The organism is Amycolatopsis sp. lyj-112, assembly GCF_046549055.1.
Lineage (GTDB): Bacteria > Actinomycetota > Actinomycetes > Mycobacteriales > Pseudonocardiaceae > Amycolatopsis.
Genome location: NZ_JAJPWS010000002.1, coordinates 182,546 through 196,895 on the forward strand (window position 1 = coordinate 182,546; position 14,350 = coordinate 196,895).

Here is a 14,350-nt window from a genome sequence, read left to right on the forward strand (position 1 = left end):
TCATCCTGCGATGGCTTCGGCGATCGCATCGGCGAGCCCGTCCAACTGATGCATCCGGTCCCCCACATAGAGGCGCAGGAACAGCGGCTCGTCGTCGGTGATCGGTACGTATTTGCGTTCCGCCACGGTGGTGCTGACGGTCTGGGCCCACACCCTCGGGACCGAATAGCCGAAGCTGACGCCCTTGGTGACCTGGGTGCCGCTTGTCTTTGCCCGCACCAGGATCTGGTCGACCACGGCGTCGAGGTTGTCCCAGTCGTTGCGGGGGCGGTCGTGGTACAGGAACGTCACGATGCCGCTGCCGTAGGGCATTGTGCGCGCGAGCCCCACGTCCGGGTGGTGTGGCAGCGCGGGATGGTGCACCTCGCCGACGGCCGCGATCCGCGGATCGTTGTGCAGCAACGTGGCCAGCTGTTCGGCGTTGGCCCAGATCCGCCGCATTCTGCGTTCGTGCAACGAAACCTCGTACCGGGGGAACAGTTCGGCGTTGTGCCGGGCCAGCACCACACCGGTGTTGCGGCGCAACATGTCCATCCGCTCGGTCAGCTCGGCCGGGTAGACCACCATGCCGGCGAGCGCGAAGTCCAAGCCCAGCTGGAGATACTTGGTGCAGCTCTCGTAGTAGAGGATCTCCAGCTGGTCGTCGGAGGCGAAGAGTTCCGTTTGCAGTGAGGCGCCGATCATCGTGCCGTCCACGACCACCGTGCAGCGTTCGGTCACCACCTCACGCAGCCGCCGGAACAGCTCCGGCAGATCGAGCATCCGCTGCCGCACATTGTTCGCCAGCGGGTCGACGAAAACGACCTTCGGGCGAAGCCGCACGACATCCGCGACGATCTCCTCCACCAGATAGCCGCTCGCCCGCACGGCCTGTATCTCGGGCAAGGCGTTCAACTGCTGCGACGTCTCGAAGTAGATGTACGGCGCTAGCAAGATCGTGTCACCCGAACGCAACCGGTCCCGCAGCAAGAACGCCTCGATCCAGGTGAACGCCGCCATACCCGACGCCGTGACCCCGATCCCGTACTCCTCCGGAGGCAGGCCGAGCACCCCCAGCAACTGGTGCTCGACCCTGGTCACCGACGCGTGCGAACCATTGCGGTCGTAGTGCATCGTCGGCCATGACTCGGACTGGGTGCCGAAGAACTGCACCTGCTTCGACTGCCCGTAGGACTTGGCCGTCCACTCCAGACAGTTGCGCACGTAGGAAAGGGTGGCCAGGCCGAAGCGCAGGATCCCCTCGCTCGCGCCCAGCAGGTCCGCCGCTTCCGGGGTGGACGCGGCGAGGAGGGTCCGCTGCTGCCGGACCATCCGCATGCCGACCTGGTGCGTCGCGGCCACCAGCTGCGCGAGCACCGGGTCGTCCACCGGCAGATCGTTGCGCTCGCAGTAGGTCGCGTACTCCTCGAGCTGGTGCCGCGCGGCACTGAGCTCCCGAAGGCATCCGTCGAACTGCTCACTCAGGTCGGAGACCTGTTCGGGCAGCACCTGGTCGAGCGACACGCCGTCGCCGAAACGCGGTGCCGCCACGGAGCCCGTCGGTTCGCTCGCGCCGACATCCCAGTCCACCATGCCGCGCCTCACCCCGCCTGGGGGTACGCCGTGGCGGTGGCCTCGTCGACCAGCGAGCCGGCCGACGTCTGGTACTTGCCCTGGAACAGCAGCGGGTGCGCCGCCCGGATTCCCTCGACCACGAGTTCGTACGGGAAGTCGTCGAACTCGCCGTACTCGTGCAGGAATTCCATGTACCGGCGGCCGTTGGTGTCGTACGGGTGCGACATGCTGTCGCTGCGCCCGTCGAACTCCAGCGGGGTGATGCCGTACAGCCGGCACAGCATCTTGTTGAACACCGGGGTCGCCCGGACCCAGGATCCCTCCAGGTACACCGAGTTCAGCGCGTGGAACCGGAAGACGTCGCCCCCGACGAGCTCACGCAACCGCTCCGACGCCAGATGGTTCCGCACGTCGGTGAGCACGATCCGGCTGGGCACCCCGGCCGCCCGGCACACCGCGGCGTACACAATGGACTTGTGCACGCAGAAACCCCGGCCCCTGCCGATGATCGCGCTCGCCCGCAGCCCGGTCCGGCTCAGGTCCGCGTCGTAGACCTCGTAGTGGATCCGGTCGCGGACCGCGTAGTACAGCGCGATCGCCCGATCGGTCGGATCGTCCCCCACCCCGATGAGCGCACGCTGAGCGAATTCCCACACGGCCGGTTGGTCGTGGTCGAGGAACTCGGTCACCGCTAGTAAATCCGGCTCGTTCGCCATTTCTCCACCTTTTCCGATATGGCCGGGAATTAGCGGACTCCCAGCATTCTGGCGACCTTGTCCCGCTGAACCTCTGACGTGCCCGAGAAGATCGTTCCGCCGGTGGCGTCCCGGAGTTCCTTCTCGATCCCGAACTCGGCGAGGTAACCGCGGCCGCCGTGGATCTGCACCGCGTTGGTGGCCGACTGGACGTTGGCCTCACTGGCGATCACCTTGGCCATCGCCACGTCGACCATCACGTCCTCACCGGCGGCCAACCGTGCCGCGGTGTCGTAGAACCAGTTGCGGGTGGTTTCCAGCCCGATCTTCATTTCCACGATCTTGGCCGCGATCAGCTGGCAGGACGCGATGGGCGCACCGAACTGGTTGCGCTTCTTCGCGTAGTCGATACACCGCTCCATCCGGTGCCGCATGGCACCGAGGGTGACCGCGAACCAGCACAGGACTTCCCACTTCATCACGTAGTCGAGCAGGAGGAAGCCTTTACCCTCCCGGCCGACCATGTTCGCCGCGGGGACGACGCAGTCGGTGAAGGTGAGGTTGCCCAGCGGCGAGGTGCGCAGGCCCATCTTGTCGACCGAGGGGCCGGACTCGAACCCGGGCGTGCCGCGCTCGACCGCGAAAACACTGATGCCGAGAGGGCCGGTGCCCGGCGACGTCCTGGCGTACACCATGACCAGATCGGCCACCGGGCCGTTGGTGATGAAGAACTTCCTGCCGTTCAGCACGAAGTCGTCACCACGCCGGGTGGCCGTCGTCTGCATCGCCGCCGCATCGGAGCCGCCGGCGGGCTCGGTGATCGCGTGGGCGGCGATCACCGAGCCGTCGCAGATCCTCGGCAGGAAGCGCGCGCGTACCTCGGGGCTGCCGAACCGCTGGATCGGCACACCCGAGCTGACGATCTGCGTCGTAGTGGAGAAGTTCAGCCCACCATCGCGGCAGTGGTATCCCAGTCCTTCGAGCACGTACATGGTGGTGGACAGGTCATACCCGCCACCGCCGTGCTCCGGATCGAACGGGAGACCGAACAGGCCCGACGCGCCGATCTCGGGCCACAGCTCGCCCGGGAACTCGCCGGTCCGATCGCGCTCCAGGTGTTCGGCACCCCATGCCTGGAACGCTTCGGTGTAGCCCTCGCGCAACTCCCGTTGCTTGTCCGTCCACTGATGCATGTCACGCGCTCCGGCTCAGTATTGGGAGTACTCGGAAGTCAGGTCGTGCACCTCGTCGCCGATGAGGGCGGGGGTGAAGACGCAGACGAGCCGGAGGTCCTCGTGCGGCGAGGCGATCAGCTGATGCGGGTCGTGCTTGTCCAGCGCGTACAGCGTGCCGGTCACGATGGGGTGCTCATCGCCCGCGGAGTCGATGACCGTTCCGCTGCCGGCGATGCAGTAGCAAGCCTCGAGATGCTCGCGGTACTCCAGCGCGGAAGTGGTGCCGGCGCGGACGATGGTGTCGGTGATGGTGTAACCCATTCCGTCCCGCAGCGTCAGGAACCGCCGGCTCAGCCCGTTGCCCCATTCGACGTCTTCGACATCGGACAGCTTGCGAACAATCATGTTCCTTCTCCTTTAAGCCGCGTCTGCGATGGCGATGGTGTGCCGTCCGACGAAGTTGTCGATCGATGCGATGGTGGTGAAGTCCTGCTCGACGATCTCGACGTCCTCCATCGGAATGCCGAAGGTCGTCCCGATCCAGCTGACCACCCGCAGCAGGCCGAGGCTGTCGATCACGCCGTTGGCCACCAGGTGGTAGTCGGCGTCGAGTTCGTCCGGGCTGACCCCCGGCAGGAACTCGTCCAGGATGTACTGCTTGATCGTGTCCAGATCGGTCATGTCAATTCCCCTTCAGCAGGTTTCGGATGACGGCTTTCCGGTCGGTCTTGCCGGTCGACGTCGTCGGCAGCGGTTCGTCCACGACCTGGATCGTGGTCGGCAGGGCGGCCCGGGGCAGGTGATCGCGGCAGTACGCGCGAAGGGTGAGCACACCGAGCTTCCGCTCCGGACTGTCCCTTCGCACCACCGCGTGGATGACCAGCCCGGCCACGTCGTCGGGCACGGTGACGACGGCCGCCCCGATGATCTGTTCGTGCGCCAGCAGAACCTGCTCGATCTCCTCGAGGTTCACCCGTGTCCCGCGCACCTTCACCTGCGAGTCGTTGCGGCCCACCAAGGTGAACACGCCGTCATCGTCTCGCCGGACCATGTCGCCGGAACGGAAGTACTGCCGGCCGTCCGGGCCGAGCTGAACGAACTTGTCGGTACCGCTGCCGTCCGCCACGGCATACCCGTGTGTCTGGAACGGTGTCGAAACCAGCAGCTCCCCGGTGGCCGGGCCGTCCAGCACGGCGCCGTCCGGGCCGAGCACCAGTGCGTCGGTACCGGGCAGGGGCCGGCCGATCGGCAGCTCGCGGTCGCCGTCCAGCATCTCGGTGAACTCGTGGATGAAGCTGTCGTTGGTCTCGGTCGAGCCGTAGACGTTGTAGAAGCGGGCGTTCGGGAACAGCCGGGCAAGCTCCGGCAGCAACCTGACGGGAACCTTGTCCCCGGTCGTGATCACGTGTTTGACGGAGGTGAACGGCTCACCGTCGTGGGTGTCCGACAGAAGCCGGAACAGCATCGGCACGGCCTGCACGACTTCCACCGAGTGCGTACGCAACAGGTCGGCCAGGTGCCGACCGTTGGTGGCACGATCCGGCTCCACCAGGACCGCGGTGCCACCCGCCTTGAGCGTGGACCGGATGTCGAGCAGGCACAGGTCGAAGTTGAACGGCGCGTAGTTCAGCACGACCGTGCCCGGCTTGATGCCGAACTGGGAGATCGCCCAGTCGGTGAAGCGATCCACCGCTTCGAAGGTCAGCGGCACCACCTTGGGCAGCCCGGTCGAACCGGATGTGGTGAAAATAAAGGAGACCGCGTTCGGGGCCAGCTCCTTGGCCCGCAGGTCCTCCATCCCGAACGGACCGGCGGTCATGTCGATCTTGTGCACCTCGCGCCCGCCGACGCCCTCAGCGGTGTCGGCGGCCAGCACGTGGGTACAACCGGCCCGCTCGAGCAAGGTGTCCAACGCGGAAGCGCCCAACTCGGTGGAGGGCAGCATGAACGGCCTTCGGGCGAGCAGGCAGGCGACGATCAGCGCCACCGTGCGCGGCGACTTGGTCGCGTGCAACGCGACCCGGCTCGTCTCGGGCAGGTGCAGGGCCTCGATGCCGCGGTAGGCGGACATGGCCATGGAACAGAGTTCGGCATAGGTCATCCGCTCCGTTCCCATCACCAGAGCCGGCGACTCCGGCCGGGTACGGGCGAAGTCGGCGAGACAGCCGAGCAACGAACGCGAATACGACACGCTGGTCTCCAAAGTGACCCCCAAGGTAGATTCCCATTGGGTATCGGCGCCGCCGAATTGCCGCACCTCACAGCACTCACGTTAAACGTTCGGCCGCGGTGGGGCTTATTGTCGCTTGCGCTTATCGGCGGTCCTTTCGGGACTGTCACGACCCGCCGCATCCCGGCCGGTAGCACGGAAACCGGGACGTCACGCGGCGCTGAGAGGCTCCTGGACCGGCGGGCGCGGACACCGAGATCCGCATCGATCCGTGCGGGCGTCGGCGGATCAGTCTCTTGGCGGTACGGCGAACGCGCGGGCAGCGCCGACTCCCGGTAGCCGCCCGGTTCCAGGGCGTATCCGAGATTGATTCTCCACCCGTTCACGATGTCAAGAATTCACCGGATACCGGGGCAGTCGACTATGCGACTAAGAGCAGGAAACAGGTCGCCGTCCCATTCATGCGACCGCGAAAGAACGATCTCGCGTGATTGGGCAGCGATCTCGCGTGATTGACGGATCCGACGTGTGTTCCGCGTCCAATCACGCGTGATCGCCATCCAATCACGCGTGTCCTGCCCAGAGCCGGAATCATCGCATCATTGAGCATGGCCGGTAACTGACCGTACGGGTATGGTGACCGCGACTCGCAAGCAAATCCAGGAGGCGACGCAACGCATGTTCGACACTGAGCCGCAAACCGCCGGCGGGAAAGTGCTCTTTCATTTCACGATGTCGCTGGACGGCTTCGTGGCGGGGCCGAACCATCGAATGGACTGGATGTCGGGGTTCACCGGCCGTCCGGGCCTGGAGGAAGAGTACGAAAGAACGACAGGCGCCGTGCTGGGCGGCAGGGACGGCTGGGACGCGTCCGGTGGCGGCCGCCCGTACAGCGATGCCTGGGAAGGACCGATCTTCGTACTCACACACCATCCCGAGGACGCCACGCCCGCCGACGGAGTCACGTTCCTGAACTGCGATCTGGCCGAGGCGGTCCGGATCGGGCTGGAGGGCGCCGGGGGCAAGAACCTCGAAGTCATGTCACCCACCGTCGGCCGTCAGCTTCTCGAACTCGGGCTGATCGACGAAATCGACCTGCACATCACGCCGATCCTGCTCGGCGAGGGCATCCGGCTGTACGACAACCCCGGCGGCGCACCGATCCGCCTCGACCGGGTCGGCGATTGCGAGCCCACGTCGGAGGTCAACGTGCGGTACCGGCCTGCCGCGCCGTGAAATTCAGAAGGGGCCGAGGACACGTCGTCCTCGACCCCTTCTGCAGTCGCCGCTCCTTTTCAGGCTCCCGGCAAAGAAATAGGAATCGTGAGCCCGTCGTGCGCGTGGACACAACGGCAATCCCGTTGGTCACCGAGCCCGGCGACCGTGCGCAGAACAAGCTCACGCAGCCGCTCGATGTTCGAGGAGAACACGCGGAAGACCTCGTCCTGCGCCACCGCGCTGTCCTCGTCGAGGCCGGCGTCGAGGTCCGTGACGAGAGCGACCGAGGTGTAGCACATGGCCAGTTCACGAGCCAGTGCCGCCTCCGGAAGGCCGGTCATGTTGATCAGCGACCAGTCCTGCCGGGCGTAGTACTGGGATTCGGCGCGGGTGGAGAACCGGGGGCCGTTGATCACGACCATCGTCCCACCATCCACAATGGACTGATCGAGATCGGCCGCGGTCTTCAGCACGGCCGCGCGCCCGTCCGGGCAGTACGGGTCCGCGAAGCCGACGTGCACGGCGCCGGTGTCGAAGAAGGTGGCGATCCGCCCGCTGGTGCGGTCGACCACCTGATCCGGCACGACGAACGTGCCAGGCCCGTAATCCGCGCGGAGCGAGCCGACCGCGCACGGGGCGAGTACCTGGCGCACGCCGAGCGACCGCAAGGCCCACAGGTTGGCGCGATAGTTGATGACGTGGGCCGGATGCCGGTGGCCCTGGCCGTGCCGAGGCAGGAAGATCACCTCGCGGCCACCGACAGTGCCGCGCACCAGCAGGTCGGACGGCTCCCCGTAGGGAGTCTCGACACTGACCTGCTCGGCTTCTTCCAGCAGCGAATACAGTCCGCTGCCCCCGATCACGCCGACCGGCGCGCTAGCCACCATGGGGCCATTCCTTCCTCATGCTGAGTGTCGGCGAACCCGGCCAACCTCTTGGCCGCGGTGGCGATCACCGCGGGACTCTTGCAGAACGCGAAGCGAATCAGTTCCTGTCCGGCCGCCGGGTCGGCGTGGAACGCCGAGCTGGGAATGGCGACCACCCCGGCCTCGATGGCCAGGTCCTGACACAGCGCGATGCCGTCGCGGTAGCCGACCGACCTGGCGTCCGCCTGCAGGAAGTACGTGCCCTCACAGGAGAAACACCGCCAGCCGGCCGAGGTGAGCGTGTCCCGCAGCGTGTCGCGCGCGGCGGACAGGCGTGCGCGCAGGTCGTCCAGCCACCGCCGTCGGTCGGGCAACACCGCGGCGACCGCGTACTGGAACGGGGTGCCACCGGCGAAGGTCAGGTACTGCTTGACCGTCCGCACCGCGGCGACCATCCGCTGGGGCCCGCACACCCACCCGACCTTCCAGCCGGTGACGTTGAACGTCTTGCCGGCGGAGGAGATCGTGAGGGTCCGTTCGGCCATCCCCGGCAGCGAGGCCAGCGGAACGTGCCGGATCCCGTCGTAGGTCAGGTGTTCGTAGACCTCGTCGGTGATGGCGATCAGGTCGTGCCGCCGGCAGAGCTCGGCGATGTGGGCGAGCTCGGCAGGCGTCAGCACGGTGCCGGTCGGGTTGTGCGGGGTGTTCACCAGCACCGCGCGCGTGCGCGGCGTCACCGCCGCGGCCAGTTCTTCGGGGTCGAAGGTGAACCGGTCGTTCTCCGGGCGTAGCCGGACGGTTCGCCGCCGGGCGCCGGCCAGGGTGATCGCGGCGCCGTAGGAGTCGTAATACGGCTCGAACACCAGGACTTCGTCTCCGGCCGGGACCAGCGCGGCGATCGCGGCGGCGATCGCCTCGGTCGCGCCCGCGGTCACGAGGATCTCGGTGTCGGGATCGTACGGTGTGCCGTAGTCGGACCACCGCTGCTCGGCGATGGCGGTCCGCAGCTCCGGCACCCCCGGCAGCGGCGGGTACTGGTTGCGTCCGGAGAGCACCGCGACGGCGGCGGCGGACAGCAGTTCGGCCGGCCCCTCGCTGTCCGGAAAGCCCTGACCGAGGTTGATCGCGCCGGTACGGTTCGCCAGCGCGGTCATCTCGGCGAAGATCGTGCTGCGGAACGCCGCGAACCTGGGGACGAGCACGTCGTCACTCACTCAGGCCACCTCCCTTATCCCACTGAAGTCGGTGAAGTCGGTGACCACCGGGTGCGTGCCGAATTCGTTCTCGCAGCCCGGCCGGCGTACTCCCACGGCCCGCCAGCCCGCCGTCCGGGCGGCGTCCAGCTCGGCCGGGCTGTCGGACAGGAACAGGATGTCGGCGGCGGGCGTGCCGATCTCGCGCGCGATCCGGTGATAGGAGGCGGGCTCCCGTTTGGGGCCGCCGGTCACCGTGTCGAAGTGACCCGCCAGGTGGCCGAGCAGACCCCCCTGATCGGTGCGGGAGAACCAGAGTCTTTGTGCGAGCACGGAACCGGACGAATAAATCCAGCACCGCGCCCCGAGCCGACGCCAGCCGTCCAGCGCCGGTGGCACGTCCGGGTACACCACACCGGACAGCTCACCGGCCAGGAAGCCCTGCTCCCAGATCAGCCCGTGCAAGGTCTTGAGCGGGCTGTGCTTCGCGTTTTCGTCGTGCCAAGCGATCAGGGCACGCACCACCTCGTCGAGGCCGGGCCGTCCGCCGAGCAGGCCGCGAACGCCGTCGACCACGGCCTGCGTGCCGGGGCGGCCCTGCCGCACCCAACCCTCGATCCGTTCGCGGGCATAGGGGAACAGCACATCGTGCACGGCCGACAGCGGACTGACCGTGCCCTCGATGTCGAGGACGACCGAACCGCTCATCAGCCGGCTACCGGGGCGAGCAGTTCGTCGAGCGTCGGAATCCGGGACGCGATCTCGGAACCGGTGAAACCGGCCACCCAGCCGTCCTCCTCCTGGAAGAACCGGATGGCGCAGAAATACGGCCGGGTGCCCATGTCGAACCAGTGCGTCGTTCCGGCAGGCACGGACATCAGGTCGCCCGCCGTGCAGACCACGGCGTAGACCTTGTCGCCGAAGCGCAGATAGAAGCAGCCGCCGCCCTCCACGAAGAACCGGATCTCGTCCTCGTCGTGGGTGTGCTCGTCGAGGAACTTCGCCCTCGCGGCCTCGGCCTTGGCCGGCCACTCCGGATCGGTGTCGTTCGGCACCATCCGGGCGACGTCGACGAGCGGGTACGGGCCTTCCGCCTTGAGGCGCTCGACTTCGGAGGCGTAGGCGGCGAGCACCTCGTCCTGCCCGGCGTCACCGTCCAGCGGGACGGTCGCCCACCGCTCGAGCCGGATGCCGTACGGGGCGAGTTCGGCGGCGATCTCGGTGATGTCCTCGGTGCGCAACAGCACGTTCGCGCCGTCGTCGGCCGGCATGACCTGGAGCAACGTCATCGTGTTCTCCTCTCCTCGGGGCGGCGTGTCAGAGCCTGTCGACCAGCAACGTCAGCTGGCACAGCGCCTCGAGGCACTCCATGCGATTGCGTGCGATGTCCAGGGTCGGCCCCCACGTGGTCGCCCCGTGGTTGCCGATCAACATGACGGGCGGCGCGTCCGAGGCGATCCGTCCGGCGACGTCGTCGGCGATACGGGGCACGTGCGCGTGGTTGTCGAACACCGGAACGACCACTTTGGACGGATCGGCCAGGCCGAGCCCCTTGATGATCTCCAGGTCGGTGAACGTCACGGTGCCCGCGCCGCGCCGCGCCGCCAGGATCGCGGTCGCGGTGGCGTAGGGCGGATGTGCGTGCACGACGGCGTGGGAGCCGGCCGACGACCGGTACAGCGCCGTGTGGATGCTGGTCTCGGCTGACGGACGGGGTGCGCCGTCGTGGACGGGGCGCGCGTCCTCGATGCGGACCTCGACCACGTCGGCGGCGGTGAGCGAACCCTTGCCGAGCCCGCTCGCGGTGATCAACGCGGTGTCGCCGCCGGGCAGCCGGACCGAAAGGTTGCCCGCCGTGCCCTCCAGCCAACCGCGGGCGTAGAGCGCGGCGGCGGTCTCGGCCAGCGCGGCGCCCGCGGCGTCGATGGACTCGGTCATGAGGCCCTCTCCCTGGATGTCCTAAGAGGACGGAACAACCCGGACTCGGTGACCACGGCGGTCACCAGCTCGGCCGGGGTGACGTCGAACGCGGGGTTGAACACCTTGGTGCCCGCCGGGGCGACCTCGATGCCGCCGAACGCGGTGACCTCGCCGGCGGCCCGTTCCTCGATGACGATGTCCGCGCCGCTCGCCAGCGTGGTGTCCAAAGTGGACTCCGGCGCGACGACGATGAACGGCACGCCCGCCCGGGCCGCGGCCACCGCGAGCGAGTACGTGCCGATCTTGTTGGCCACGTCTCCGTTGGCGCACACCCGGTCGGCGCCGACCAGGACGCAGTCCACCATGCCCGCGGCCAGTGCGGCCGGCCCGGCCGAGTCGACCAGCATCCGGTGCGGAATGCCGGCCTCGGCCAGTTCCCACGCGGTGAGCCGCGCGCCCTGCAGCAGCGGCCGGGTTTCGCCGAACAGCACCTCGGCCACGTGCCCGGTCTCGGCCAGCACCCGGATGGCGCCCAGCGCGGTGCCCCAGGCGACCGTGGCCAGCCGGCCGGTGTTGCAGTGGGTCAGCAGTCGCAACGGTTTCGGACCGCACAGCCGCCGCACGAGGGCGGCGGCCTCATCGGCGGCGGCGCGGTTGCGCTGCTCGTCCTCGGTGAGGATTTCGCTTGCCTCGGCGAGCACGGCGTCCGCGCCGCCGCCGAGCTTGTCGACCACCCGGCGCACCGCCCAGCTCAGGTTCACCGCGGTCGGCCGGGCGTCGGCGATCCGCCGCGCGTCGGCGCGCACGGCGACCTCGTCACAGACGCCGTCGCGGGTGTGCGCCCTCGCCGAAAGTGCCACCGCGAGTGCGCCGGCGACACCGATGGCCGGCGCGCCGCGAATGGCCAGGCGCTGAATGGCTTCGATCACTTCGTCCACTGTGTACAGTCGCAGGAGCCGATACTCGTGCGGCAGCGCACACTGGTCGACAGCTTCGATGGCGCCGTCCAGCCAGGCGATAGAGCGCGTCATGGGCTCCATCGTCGCAATCCTCCAGGTGCCCGGCTTCCTCAATCGTGCGAGCAGGCACGACTTCTCCGAGAATGCGGTCCTCATGGCCAACCCTCGCCCGTCAGCGCGATCCGGGCCTACCGTCGCAAGAAGGAATGTTCGCGGTACGGAGGAGTTTCGATGACGGCCACCCCGTTTTTTGAGGCACAGTCCTACCCCTCGACGGTGTTCGACACCGACGAGTGGCTGGACGCGTGGACGCGGACGACCATCGAGCGACGACGCGTCATCGACCCCGGCCGGGCACCGCGCTACCTGCTGGAGCACTCGCCGTTCTGGCAGGGCCTCGAGGCCGACACCGGCAGCGGAGTGGTGTTCGACCGGCCGGTACTCACGATCGGCTCCGTCTACTCCGTCTTCGGCCCGGCATACCTGGCCGACGATGGGCCCGCCGTGGCCACCCTGATCGACGAGGCCCGGGAGCAGGCGCGGGAGCTGGGTGCGGCCGGGGTGATGGTGTACAACCTGCCCCCCGAGCCGGCCCGCCAGTGGGCCGCGGTCCGTCCGCCCGACGTCTTCACCCGGCTGGACACCGCCTACTACAAGATTCCGGGCAGCGGACCGGATCCGGTCATGGGCAGGGTGCAGACGAGGAAGCGGACCGACTGGCGCCGGCGCTGGCGCCGCGCCACTGAGAAGGGCGTCAAGCTCATCGAGGAGACCGGCCCTGCCGCCATGGCGCAGCTCGACCGGGTGCTCGAACTGGCCAACGGCTCGGCCGTCAAGCACGGCTGGCCGGCGCTGTACGACCGCGCCACCATGGAGGCGGTTCTCGCCACGCCGTTCGCGAGCGTGATCCGGGCCGAATGGGACGGCTGGACGATCGGGGCGTACATCGCGCTCGAGCACGACCGCCGTCATTACGTGTGGGCGGCCGGCACCGACCCCGCCGTGTACAGCGAGGTCAGCCCGTACCCGTTCATGCTGTACGAAATCCTCGCCCAGGGCGTGGAACGCGGCTGGGACATCATCGAGTTCGGCCGGGGCAACGACAGGTTCAAGAAGCAGCACGGTTTCGACGGCGTCCACCTGTGGGGCCTGTGGTACGCGGCCGAACCGGGCGACGTCGAGATCTACCGTCCGAGGCTGACCGCCGTGCACGACGGCCTGCTCATCGAGGCCGGCTACGAAGGGCTGGAGCAACGGCCGTGACTTCCAGCAAACGGACCGGGATCGCGGCCCTGCTGCTGTCCGCGGCGATGATGAACGTCGCGTACACGATGCTGGTTCCGCTGGTGCCCGAGCTGACCGGCCGGTTCCAGATGTCCGCGCTCGAGGTGGCTGCGGCGTTCAGCGGTTTCGCCCTGGCGAAGGCGCTGACGCAGCCGATCGGCGGGATCCTGGTCGACCGCACGGTGCGCCCTCAGCTGATCGGTTTCATCGGCATGATGATGACCGCGGTGACCGTGTTCGGCCTGGGCTTCGCCACCGCGGGCTGGCAGGTGCTGGCCTGGCGGCTCGCCTGGGGTGTGGCCGAGGGCCTCACGATGCCGGTGCTCTACCACCTGGCCAGCTCGCTGGGAGACAGTTCCCGTTACGGCACGGCCCGGGTGATGGGCTGGCTCGGCGGCTTCTGCACGGCGGGCATGGTGCTCGGTCCCGCCGTGGTCGGTCTGCTGCACCCGTTGCTCGGCTTCACCGGGGTGTTCCTGGCCGGCGCCGCGGTGACCGCTCTCGGCGGGGTGCTGCTGCTCGGCTTGCGTATCGACCCCGTCGCCGCCGCGCCGCCGGCCGAAGCCGTCGAGGGGAAGCGGCCTGGCGCCGTTCGCCTGCTGGTTCTCCTCGTCGCCGTTTTCGCCGTGGTCGATCTGGTCAACAACGCGCTGTTCGGGGCACTGGAACCGGTGGTTCCCCTGCACCTCGACAAGGTCACCGGCAATGGGGTCGCCTACACGTCGGTGATCTACACGGCAGGGCTGGCCGTGTTCATGATCGTAGCCATGACCTGCGCCCGGTTCGTGGAGTCCCGGCCGTTGCTGGTGATCTCCGCTTTCGCCTTCGGAACCCAGGCGGTCGGTCTCACCGCGGTCGGCTTGTTCGACGGTGTGGTGGCGATGAGTGCCGGGCTGCTGTTGTTCATGTCGGCTCAGCCGGTGCTGTACCTGGTGGCACGGCAGGGAGTGAACCTCGTGCCGCGGCATCAGCTCGGACGGGCGTTCGGTGCCTTCGGGCTGGTTTCCGACATCGGTTTCATCATCGGGCCGTTGTTGGGGGCCCTTGCCTACTCTCAGCTCGGCACTTCCGCCTTTCTCGTCATGGCGGTCGTCGCCGCCGCGGCCGGGTTGGGTGCCGCGCTCTTGCGTCGTCTTCCGGATCGGCTCCTCGCCAAGGATCCGCCCGTCACGGCCAAGACCACCGAGCCTGTCTGAATTCCGGGCAGGCGAAGGGAAGTCCTCAAAGCTGTCGCGGCGCGTGCGGCAGCTTTGAGGACGTCGGGGGCCGGGTGCCACGTCACGATTGGCCAGGCGGGAGTTCAGCCGCCCGTACCC

At 68.1% G+C, this 14,350-nt stretch carries 15 protein-coding genes; 3 read left to right on the forward strand and 12 right to left on the reverse strand.

The window, feature by feature from the left end:
• From ACLJRL_RS07620 to ACLJRL_RS07645, 6 genes are read right to left on the reverse strand one after another with little or no spacing between them, the layout of a single operon-like run.
• On the reverse strand, window positions 1–1,572 hold the full coding sequence (locus ACLJRL_RS07620) for a PLP-dependent transferase (protein WP_410655353.1): 1,572 nt from the start codon (window positions 1,570–1,572) through the stop codon (window positions 1–3).
• 8 nt (window positions 1,573–1,580) lie between these two features.
• A complete protein-coding gene (locus ACLJRL_RS07625) occupies window positions 1,581–2,270 on the reverse strand; it encodes a transglutaminase-like domain-containing protein (RefSeq protein ID WP_410655354.1) in 690 nt (229 codons plus the stop codon).
• Between the two features lie 29 nt (window positions 2,271–2,299).
• On the reverse strand, window positions 2,300–3,442 hold the full coding sequence (locus ACLJRL_RS07630) for an acyl-CoA dehydrogenase family protein (protein ID WP_410655355.1): 1,143 nt from the start codon (window positions 3,440–3,442) through the stop codon (window positions 2,300–2,302).
• Window positions 3,443–3,457: 15 nt separating this feature from the next.
• Window positions 3,458–3,829, reverse strand: a complete 372-nt coding sequence (locus ACLJRL_RS07635; RefSeq protein WP_410655356.1) for an ectoine synthase — start codon at window positions 3,827–3,829, stop codon at window positions 3,458–3,460.
• A gap of 12 nt (window positions 3,830–3,841) precedes the next feature.
• Window positions 3,842–4,105 (reverse strand): phosphopantetheine-binding protein, encoded by a 264-nt coding sequence (locus ACLJRL_RS07640; RefSeq protein ID WP_410655357.1) that lies wholly within the window; start codon window positions 4,103–4,105, stop codon window positions 3,842–3,844.
• A 1-nt stretch (window position 4,106) separates the two neighbouring features.
• The gene (locus ACLJRL_RS07645; RefSeq protein ID WP_410655358.1) at window positions 4,107–5,615 is read right to left on the reverse strand and encodes an AMP-binding protein; all 1,509 of its coding nucleotides are present in this window, start codon (window positions 5,613–5,615) and stop codon (window positions 4,107–4,109) included.
• 657 nt (window positions 5,616–6,272) lie between these two features.
• Here ACLJRL_RS07645 and ACLJRL_RS07650 point away from each other — a divergent pair.
• A complete protein-coding gene (locus ACLJRL_RS07650; protein WP_410655359.1) occupies window positions 6,273–6,830 on the forward strand; it encodes a dihydrofolate reductase family protein in 558 nt (185 codons plus the stop codon).
• Window positions 6,831–6,889: 59 nt separating this feature from the next.
• Here the strand turns inward: ACLJRL_RS07650 and ACLJRL_RS07655 are convergent, their stop codons facing one another.
• Genes ACLJRL_RS07655 through mtnA form a run of 6 tightly spaced genes read right to left on the reverse strand, consistent with a single transcriptional unit; the run spans window position 6,890 to window position 11,822 of the window.
• Window positions 6,890–7,699 (reverse strand): S-methyl-5'-thioadenosine phosphorylase, encoded by an 810-nt coding sequence (locus tag ACLJRL_RS07655; RefSeq protein ID WP_410655360.1) that lies wholly within the window; start codon window positions 7,697–7,699, stop codon window positions 6,890–6,892.
• Window positions 7,672–8,892: a pyridoxal phosphate-dependent aminotransferase gene (locus tag ACLJRL_RS07660; RefSeq protein ID WP_410655361.1), complete on the reverse strand. Its 1,221-nt coding sequence runs from the start codon at window positions 8,890–8,892 to the stop codon at window positions 7,672–7,674. The genes ACLJRL_RS07655 and ACLJRL_RS07660 overlap by 28 nt, the downstream gene beginning before the upstream one ends.
• On the reverse strand, window positions 8,893–9,579 hold the full coding sequence (mtnC, locus tag ACLJRL_RS07665; protein WP_410655362.1) for an acireductone synthase: 687 nt from the start codon (window positions 9,577–9,579) through the stop codon (window positions 8,893–8,895).
• Entirely contained in the window at window positions 9,579–10,160 is a 582-nt protein-coding gene (locus ACLJRL_RS07670; RefSeq protein ID WP_410655363.1) for a 1,2-dihydroxy-3-keto-5-methylthiopentene dioxygenase, read from the reverse strand. The genes mtnC and ACLJRL_RS07670 overlap by 1 nt, the downstream gene beginning before the upstream one ends.
• 28 nt (window positions 10,161–10,188) lie before the next feature.
• On the reverse strand, window positions 10,189–10,809 hold the full coding sequence (mtnB, locus tag ACLJRL_RS07675) for a methylthioribulose 1-phosphate dehydratase (protein WP_410655364.1): 621 nt from the start codon (window positions 10,807–10,809) through the stop codon (window positions 10,189–10,191).
• Window positions 10,806–11,822, reverse strand: a complete 1,017-nt coding sequence (mtnA, locus tag ACLJRL_RS07680; RefSeq protein ID WP_410655365.1) for an S-methyl-5-thioribose-1-phosphate isomerase — start codon at window positions 11,820–11,822, stop codon at window positions 10,806–10,808. The genes mtnB and mtnA overlap by 4 nt, the downstream gene beginning before the upstream one ends.
• Before the next feature lie 159 nt (window positions 11,823–11,981).
• Here mtnA and ACLJRL_RS07685 point away from each other — a divergent pair, with 159 nt between their 5' ends.
• On the forward strand, window positions 11,982–13,013 hold the full coding sequence (locus ACLJRL_RS07685; protein WP_410655366.1) for a GNAT family N-acetyltransferase: 1,032 nt from the start codon (window positions 11,982–11,984) through the stop codon (window positions 13,011–13,013).
• Window positions 13,010–14,230 (forward strand): MFS transporter, encoded by a 1,221-nt coding sequence (locus ACLJRL_RS07690; protein WP_410655367.1) that lies wholly within the window; start codon window positions 13,010–13,012, stop codon window positions 14,228–14,230. The genes ACLJRL_RS07685 and ACLJRL_RS07690 overlap by 4 nt, the downstream gene beginning before the upstream one ends.
• Window positions 14,231–14,350 lie beyond the last annotated feature (120 nt).

Excerpts from the sequence above, each read along its gene's own strand:
- ACLJRL_RS07630 (WP_410655355.1), bottom strand. The coding sequence starts at position 3,442 with ATGCATCAGTGGACGGACAAGCAACGGGAGTTGCGCGAGGGCTACACC.
- ACLJRL_RS07685 (WP_410655366.1), top strand. The coding sequence starts at position 11,982 with ATGACGGCCACCCCGTTTTTTGAGGCACAGTCCTACCCCTCGACGGTG.
- ACLJRL_RS07640 (WP_410655357.1), bottom strand. The coding sequence starts at position 4,105 with ATGACCGATCTGGACACGATCAAGCAGTACATCCTGGACGAGTTCCTG.
- ACLJRL_RS07625 (WP_410655354.1), bottom strand. The coding sequence starts at position 2,270 with ATGGCGAACGAGCCGGATTTACTAGCGGTGACCGAGTTCCTCGACCAC.
- ACLJRL_RS07620 (WP_410655353.1), bottom strand. The coding sequence starts at position 1,572 with ATGGTGGACTGGGATGTCGGCGCGAGCGAACCGACGGGCTCCGTGGCG.
- mtnB (WP_410655364.1), bottom strand. The coding sequence starts at position 10,809 with ATGACCGAGTCCATCGACGCCGCGGGCGCCGCGCTGGCCGAGACCGCC.
- ACLJRL_RS07670 (WP_410655363.1), bottom strand. The coding sequence starts at position 10,160 with ATGACGTTGCTCCAGGTCATGCCGGCCGACGACGGCGCGAACGTGCTG.
- ACLJRL_RS07655 (WP_410655360.1), bottom strand. The coding sequence starts at position 7,699 with ATGGTGGCTAGCGCGCCGGTCGGCGTGATCGGGGGCAGCGGACTGTAT.
- mtnC (WP_410655362.1), bottom strand. The coding sequence starts at position 9,579 with ATGAGCGGTTCGGTCGTCCTCGACATCGAGGGCACGGTCAGTCCGCTG.
- ACLJRL_RS07635 (WP_410655356.1), bottom strand. The coding sequence starts at position 3,829 with ATGATTGTTCGCAAGCTGTCCGATGTCGAAGACGTCGAATGGGGCAAC.
- ACLJRL_RS07650 (WP_410655359.1), top strand. The coding sequence starts at position 6,273 with ATGTTCGACACTGAGCCGCAAACCGCCGGCGGGAAAGTGCTCTTTCAT.
- mtnA (WP_410655365.1), bottom strand. The coding sequence starts at position 11,822 with ATGACGCGCTCTATCGCCTGGCTGGACGGCGCCATCGAAGCTGTCGAC.